Origin of the sequence: Carnobacterium sp. (genome assembly GCF_032094055.1) — a bacterium.
GTDB lineage: Bacteria > Bacillota > Bacilli > Lactobacillales > Carnobacteriaceae > Carnobacterium_A.
Map to the genome: position 1 here is coordinate 28,482 of NZ_DAMDAK010000003.1, position 7,913 is coordinate 36,394.

Genomic DNA, 7,913 nt, shown 5'->3' on the forward strand with positions numbered 1-7,913 from the left:
CGAAAAATGTTGGATGAACTAGCAAATAGGGGCTATGAAATTGATGGAGATGCCTATGAGGAATATATCATTGATGAAGTTGCAGAAAAAAATCCAGATCAGTATTTGGTTAAGGTAATGATTAAAGTAAAAAAGATCATGAGTTTTATGCAGGAGAAGAGTCGCTAAAGATGAATAAAGCAACCATTTGAGATTTATTAGGTACCTTAGGTGGGGATAGTAAGACAGTAATTAATGATTTTGAGTTTTTTGATTATGCTATGCTAGCTTTATAAAAAGGTACTGAAAATAATTTTTTGAATATCCTCATTACGAGCCAACGACATATAACTCGTAATCGGCTTACTCCCGAAAAACACAGCTTTTATTAGTTTTTTTAGTCAAGAATCCAACTCTTTTGTACAACACAAAAACCGTCAGAAATTTTCTCTGACGGTTTTTAATCTTATACTTACATCTACTTACATCGCCATCCAATTGGGCTCTAAAATATTTCCGTCTGGATCTTCCACTTCAAGGCCGAACATTTGATCTTCAGGTATTCCCATATCAACTTTGTAAAAATCCCCGCCATTGGCTTTGGCTGTTTCAGCGAATTTTTTGACTGCATCAGCACTCTCCATACTGAATGCAATGAGAGAACTGCTAGTTGTTTGAGTATCTGCGATTTTTTTGTCTTTAATAAAACGGCTGTAAAATTCGTGGTTTAGCAGCATAATCCAAAAGTGATCATCCCAAACCATTGAGACAGCTTCGTCTGTTGAAAATTCTTTATTTTGAGTAAATCCTAGTTTTTCATAAAATGCAGTTGAACGTTTGAGATCAGAGACAGGAAAATTGACAAAAACCATTGTTGCCATAAAAATCCTCCGTTCTTTTCATTTTATTATAAGCATAGCATCTCACGAGGTGATTTTTTTGTCAAAAATATTCGATTAAATCACCATCGTAATTATAAAGTTAGACTAACTTTACATAAATGAAAATGCACTCTTTTGTAGAAGACAGACTAGCAGTTATAGATAAAGGAATCATCGCTCAATAAAAAGGCCATAACTGACAATTGTGTTAGTGGTATATAGCCTTATTGAATTCTATAAGCCGATATAACTATGGCCTTGTACGAAGAATTGGGACTCTTCATGATGATAGATGACTTTAGAATAGTCAAATGGCTGTCCATTCTTTAAGAAGAAAATGGACTCAAGCAAAACGGTAGGATCCCCCGGTTCTAGGTTTAATAAGTCGGCGTTTTCTTTATTTAATTGACTGACGCGTAAGAAATGGTCTGTGAATCCCGGTTCAATTTTCAAATCATCGATGAGATAAGCGAAGATAGAGGCTTCAACGATATCTTTATTTAAATAGGGAACAACTGACTTTAAATAGTAAGACTCTTCAACTGAAAATTTTCGCCCTTCAATCAATCTTAACCGTTTTACATAATAAATATCTTCGTCTTCATCTACATTTAAGTTAGCCATCACTTCAGGAGTAGGTTTGATCACTTTTAAGTCGAGCATTTTAGAATCTAACTCAAAACCTCGCAAACTACTGCGTAATCCATTTACTTCTGTAATATTGATATACCCTTTACGTTTGTGTTTCCGAACAAAATTTCCACTGCCATGTACTTGATAAATATAAGCTTGTTTTTCCAGTTCAGCTAATGCTTTTAAAATGGTATTTTTTCCAGCATCAAATTGTTTCATCAAAGTTTCGATACTAGGAAGTTTATCCCCTTGATTCATTTCACTTGATTCAATGTTTTGAATCATTTTACGTACTATTTCTTTATATTTTGCCATTTTACACACCACTTTCCATGGGTTTTCGTAAGCATTATACCACATTTTAAAAAATAGGGGTATTGACAAATTGTACCCATACACTTACACTTTATAGGAACAAAAAATAAAGGGAGTGCAGTGATGGCAAATAATAAAGAAACAGCAAAATTTGTCGTTGAACACATCGGTGGCGAAGAAAACATTCAATCTTTGGTACATTGTGCGACACGACTAAGATTTCAATTAAAAGATACAGACAAGGTCGATGAAGAAGCACTTAAAAACAATCCAGGTATTTTAACTGCTGTTGAAAGCGGTGGACAATACCAAGTAGTCATTGGCAATCATGTAGCTAAAGTGTATCAAGAAATTATGGATCACTATAACATTCAATCAGGCGCGGGGAAGGATTCGGAATCAGATGCAAATGATATTAAAAAATCCGTTCGGTCTAAAAATCCTCTTGCCGTTGTGTTTGAATACATTTCTGGAACCTTTTCACCGCTCATTCCAGCTTTAGCAGGTTCAGGGATGATTAAAGCGCTTTTAGCAGTATTGACAATGCTTGGTTGGTTAAATGCTGAAAGTTCTACCTATGCAGTCTTAAGTGCGGCTTCTAATGGTTTATTTTATTTCTTTCCAATATTTATAGGACTTTCTGCTGCGCGGTTCTTAAAAGTGAGTCCATTTGTTGGTGGGGTTATTGGAGCAGGACTCTTGGATCCGAGTTTCACAGCATTAATAGAATCCAGCCAAAAGTTGGACTTTGCAGGTATTCCTTTAATTATTTCTGATTACGCTAGTACCGTTTTTCCGATGCTGGTTGCAATCGCATTCTATGCGCCATTAGAACGTTTCCTTAAAAAATACACGCCAGATGTGATTCAACTCTTCTTCGTGCCAATGATGGGAATTTTGATTATGGTGCCGTTATCTGCTTTGATTTTTGGACCATTCTCTCAATATATCAGTCAACTGATTGCAGCTGGTTTAGTGGCGCTGCTTGATTTTTCTTCTGTCTTGACTGGTATAGTATTTGCAGCAGTTTGGCCATTCCTTGTAATACTGGGAGTTCACTGGGGAATTGCACCAATTCAACTAGATAACTTGACTCGTGGAGGAGACCCATTGAATGCGATGGCAGCTGGCGCAACATTTGCACAAATGGGCATTGCCTTTGGTGTTTTCTTACGTTACCGTAAAAATCAAAGCTTAAGTTCATTGTCTCTTGCCGGAACTATTTCTGGAATTGTTGCGGGTGTAACGGAACCGATTTTATATGGTCTAATTTTGCGTTACCGTCGCTTGATTCCTATTATGGTTGTATCAGGAGCTGTAGGCGGCGGTCTAGCCGGCTTATTCGGTGCTCAAATGTATAGTTACGCATTTAATAGCGTTTTGACTATTCCAGCTTATGGTCCGATTCCGCAATACGTATTAAGCATCACTGTATCCTTTGTTTTAGGAACGGTTCTGACCTTTATTTTTGGCATAGGTGATGAGCCTAAAACAGCTGCAGCAACAACCACTTCTGATGCAAGCGTTAATGGAAAAGCAGCAGAAGTTGCAGCACATGATAAAGCAGAATTGGTAGAAGGAACTCAAATTGCAATTCATTCCCCACTTGAAGGGGAGCTGATTCCCCTATCAGAAGTAGACGATGAAGTCTTTGCTTCAGGAGCAATGGGACAAGGCGGAGCAATCGTTCCGACAGATGGCAAGTTGGTAGCACCATTCGACGGGAAAATAACCTTATTGTTTCCAACAAAGCACGCCATCGGGTTAACGGATGAAAATGGAGTTGAACTATTGATTCATATTGGGATGGACACGGTGCAATTAAATGGGAAGCACTTTACAAGTCATGTGGAAAATGAACAAGAAGTCAAACAAGGCGAATTGTTGATTACTTTTGATGTTGAAGCGATTAAAGAAGCTGGCTATCCAGTCGTGACACCAGTGATTGTGACAAATACAACTGACTTTAATCAAGTCGCTAGCGAGAAATCACGCCATGTTCAACCAGGTGAGAAGATGTTAACAGTTGTTAAATAATAAATTTAAATATTATCAGGGGGAATGTTGTATGAGTAAATTGCCGAAAGACTTTTTATGGGGCGGTGCTGTCGCAGCACATCAATTTGAAGGTGGCTGGGACCAAGACGGTAAAGGACCGAGTGTTGCAGATGTAATGACAGCTGGAGGGGCGAATAAACCTCGAGAAATCACAGAAACAATTGAAGAGGGTAAATTTTATCCAAATCATGAAGCGATTGATTTCTATAATCGTTATAAAGAAGATGTGAAATTATTTGCAGAAATGGGACTTAAAGCGCTCAGAACGTCCATTAATTGGACGCGTATTTTCCCTAATGGAGACGATGCTGAACCAAACGAAGCAGGACTCCAATTCTATGATGATTTATTCGATGAATTATTAAAGTATGATATTGAACCGGTGATTACATTGACGCATTTTGAAATGCCATTAAATGTTGCAAAGAACTATGGTGGTTTCAGAAACCGTAAAGTGATTGACTTGTTTATGCGATTTGCTGAAGTCGTGTTTGAGCGCTACAAAAACAAAGTGACGTATTGGATGACGTTTAACGAAATCAACAATATGATGGATTACACGAACCCGATTTTCTTGTGGACAAACGTTGGTGTGCAAGTTGAAGAAGGCGAGAACGCAAAAGAAGTGATGTACACAGCAGCTCATCATACGTTACTCGCAAGTGCATTGGCTGTTGCTAAAGGAAAAGAAATTAATCCTGATTTCCAAATTGGAGCAATGGTGTCGCACGTGCCGATTTACCCATTGAATTCAAATCCAGATAACGTGATGTTGGCAGAAGAATCAATGCATTTGCGTTATTTCTTCCCAGACATACAAGTACGAGGCAAATATCCAAACTATGCACTGAAAGAATTTGAACGTGAGGGTTTAAACATTCCTATTTTGGAAGGCGATGCTGAAATTCTGGCAAATGGGAAAGTGGATTATCTAGGATTCAGTTATTACATGTCAAATGTGGTCGATATCAATACAGAAAACGATGACAGTGAAAATATTCATGGAAAAATTCCTCATCAAGTAGACAATCCTTATTTGTCAGCCAGTGATTGGGGCTGGACAATTGATCCGGTAGGGTTGCGTTATGTATTGAACCGCTTCTGGGATAGATACCAAATCCCATTATTTATTGTTGAAAATGGCTACGGAGCAGTGGATACTATTGAAGAAGATGGCAGTATCCATGATCCAGAACGGATCGAGTATTTGAATAATCACATTCAAGAAATGATCAAAGCAGTGGACTACGATGGTGTTGAATTGATGGGATACACACCTTGGGGAATCATTGACATCGTTTCATTCACAACAGGAGAAATGAAGAAACGGTACGGTATGATTTATGTGGACCGCGACAATGAAGGCAATGGGACCATGGAACGCTCTAAGAAAGATTCATTCTATTGGTACAAAAATGTCATCGAAACAAATGGTGAAGAGTTAAAATAACAGTTTAATTTAAGACATGCATAAGCACCTTTTTAGGCTGTCGCACCTCGAAATGACAACGAGGAGTGGCAGCTTATTTTTTTTGATACAATGATTGGAAATCCTTTACGGTTTTTATTCAGGGGAAACATTTCCTAAAGGATAATGATATTGTGTATACTAAACTTATAAAAGAAACGTGCAAAAGAAAGAAGGGGATAAGGAAATGAATAAAAGTATAAAAAAGTTGATGGGTATTGGTTTTATGGCTTTTCTGTTCAGTATGGCATTTGGAGAAACGGTTTTTGCGGAAAATGAGTTGTCGGATATGACCATCGAAGTGGAATTGCAAGAAGACGGTTCTGGTATAGTAACCGAACATCGAAAAATGAATATGGATGATGGAACTGAATTATATATTGTATTAGATGACCTGCAGAATTCAAAACTGCTTGATTTTTCAGTAGCTGGTTTTCAAGAGGTGAACGAATGGGATTCAGATGCTTCATTAGAGGAAAAGGCCGGGCACTATGGCACTGTAGAAACGGGTAGTGGATTAGAGCTTATTTGGGGGATTGGTAAGTATGGGCAACAGGAATACGAAGTAACTTATACTTTATCAAATTTAGTACGTGAATTGGAAGATGGGCAAGCATTACTATGGAATTTTGATACCTTTTCTGACATTCCAGCAGAAAATCTGACTGTTGAAATTTCTGGATTTGAACCTTTTACAACAGAAAATGTCCGCTTCTGGGGATTTGGCTTTGAAGGAGATCTCCAATTAGAAGGTGATACGGTCGTTTGGAAAGCTGAGGAAGAAGTCGACAGCAGCAAAGATGTAACGATGCTGCTTCAATTTCCACAGGGACTGTTTCATACACAGGCTAAGGTAGATATGACCTTAGAAGAACAGCGTGAAATGGCGATGGATGGTTCAGCGTATAATAACGAGGCTTCTTCAAATACAATTCCGATAGTTATCGCGTCTCTCTTTGCAGTAGGTGGTGGAGGAACTGCTGCTTTTGCGATTGCCTACTTTAGAAAATTAAAAAAAGCAAAAGAAGAAGCGGGACAAATGCGTTCAGGAGCACAAAGGATCCAAGAAAATAAAGGGATTTTATTAGAAGAGATACCCTATCAAGGAGAAGATTTTGCGGGAATTGCCTATTTGCTGCAAGACATTCAAAAAGGGTATTTTGAAGATTATTTCTCAGCTTATCTACTGAAATGGACTTCAGAAGAACGAATTATTATCCACACAGCCGAAGATAAAACGTTGTTTGGTGATGGGTTTAACACGGAAATAGAAATCTTTCATTTTGAAGAAGAGCGTGCACATTACCATCAGTCGTTCACTGACTTTGTTGATCAAATAGAGACGAATCATGAGACAACGTATGAAACGGGATTATGGCTCATGCTGTTAGATGCTGCAAATAGTAGTGGCTTCATTGAAGACAATAAAATGAAGAAATGGGCAAAAAAACACGCCAAAGAAGTAGAAACCTTTGCGGATTATTTGATCGATTACTCAAAAGAGTATTTAGAAAATGAAGGCTTTATTTCATTTAAAGAAATTGAAGTCTGGGGAACGAAGCATGAGGTGGCCGTTGCTAGTCCTGAAGGTGACAAACTATTTGATCGTCTAGTTCAATTTGATAATGATTTAGAGGAAGTTGAATTAGAAGGATTTACTGACAATACAACTCCATTTTCTTTTGCAGAATTTTTATTCTGGAATACTTTATATTTTAGAAGTGAGGAGATAACGAAGGAATTCAAGAAAGTAATTCCAAATCCAACGAATGTCTCTGGAGGGAATGACTTTATTTACTATTACTGGTATTGGAACGGTATGACAGGATTTAGAAAGAATTGGTCCAGCGGCTTAGCAAGTGGCGGATTCCATTCAAGTGCTTCATCAGCAGTATCCGGAACAGGAGGTTCAACTTCATTTGGTGGCGGAGCAGGTGCCGGTGGTGGAGGTGGCGGAGGGGCTCGCTAGGGAAAATACTCTTAGTTATGCATTTTAAAAAAATATATTTCTGGGACTATCATAAGAATAGGACGAGGATTAAATAAAACCTAGGAGCAGTTTTAATGCTAGTTATCTGAAAGAGATTGTAAAGGAGATCGCTATGGCTATAAAAGTACAAGATATTTTGGAGCTGGAAAGTTTTTCAGGAGCTAAAGTAGTTGCTGGAAAAAAAGGATTAAAAAATATGGTGGAAAAAGCTACCTTAATGGAAGTGCCAGATATAGGGGCTTTTGTTGAAAAACACAGCTTGATTATTACCACATTGTATCCAATAGTTAATAGTATAGAAGCTATGAATAGTATTATACCTAAAAGTTCGGCTGCAGCTGCAGCTGGAATATGTATAAAAACTGGTAGGTATATTGAAGAAATTCCACAAAGCATGTTGCAGCAAGCCAATGAGTTAAACTTTCCTATTATTGAAATTCATAGCGATGAAAACCTATCCGACTTAGTGTCAGAAATTATTAGTTTTTCTTTAGACCAACATATATCAGCATTGCAATTTCAGAGAGAAGTTCATAACCATCTAATGAACATGTTTTTAAAAGGTGAAAGTATTGATGCTATGATAAAA

The 7,913-nt window shown here is 37.7% G+C and carries 6 protein-coding genes; 4 read left to right on the forward strand and 2 right to left on the reverse strand.

Features of this window, described 5'->3' with window-relative positions; genetic code table 11:
* Nucleotides 1-461 precede the first annotated feature (461 nt).
* Nucleotides 462-860 (reverse strand): VOC family protein, encoded by a 399-nt coding sequence (locus RT405_RS00985; protein ID WP_313466826.1) that lies wholly within the window; start codon nt 858-860, stop codon nt 462-464.
* Between the two features lie 234 nt (nt 861-1,094).
* Nucleotides 1,095-1,808, reverse strand: coding sequence for a GntR family transcriptional regulator (locus tag RT405_RS00990; protein ID WP_313466827.1), 714 nt, complete (start codon nt 1,806-1,808; stop codon nt 1,095-1,097).
* Nucleotides 1,809-1,931: 123 nt separating this feature from the next.
* Between RT405_RS00990 and RT405_RS00995 the strand changes: the two genes are divergently transcribed.
* From RT405_RS00995 to RT405_RS01010, 4 genes are all read left to right on the forward strand, one after another.
* Nucleotides 1,932-3,845, forward strand: a complete 1,914-nt coding sequence (locus RT405_RS00995) for a beta-glucoside-specific PTS transporter subunit IIABC (protein WP_313466828.1) — start codon at nt 1,932-1,934, stop codon at nt 3,843-3,845.
* A gap of 31 nt (nt 3,846-3,876) precedes the next feature.
* The gene (locus RT405_RS01000) at nt 3,877-5,316 is read left to right on the forward strand and encodes a 6-phospho-beta-glucosidase (RefSeq protein ID WP_313466829.1); all 1,440 of its coding nucleotides are present in this window, start codon (nt 3,877-3,879) and stop codon (nt 5,314-5,316) included.
* A gap of 205 nt (nt 5,317-5,521) precedes the next feature.
* Nucleotides 5,522-7,303, forward strand: coding sequence for a DUF2207 domain-containing protein (locus tag RT405_RS01005; RefSeq protein WP_313466830.1), 1,782 nt, complete (start codon nt 5,522-5,524; stop codon nt 7,301-7,303).
* 133 nt (nt 7,304-7,436) lie between these two features.
* Nucleotides 7,437-7,913 (forward strand): PucR family transcriptional regulator ligand-binding domain-containing protein (locus tag RT405_RS01010; RefSeq protein ID WP_313466831.1); only part of this gene is annotated, 477 nt, incomplete at its 3' end.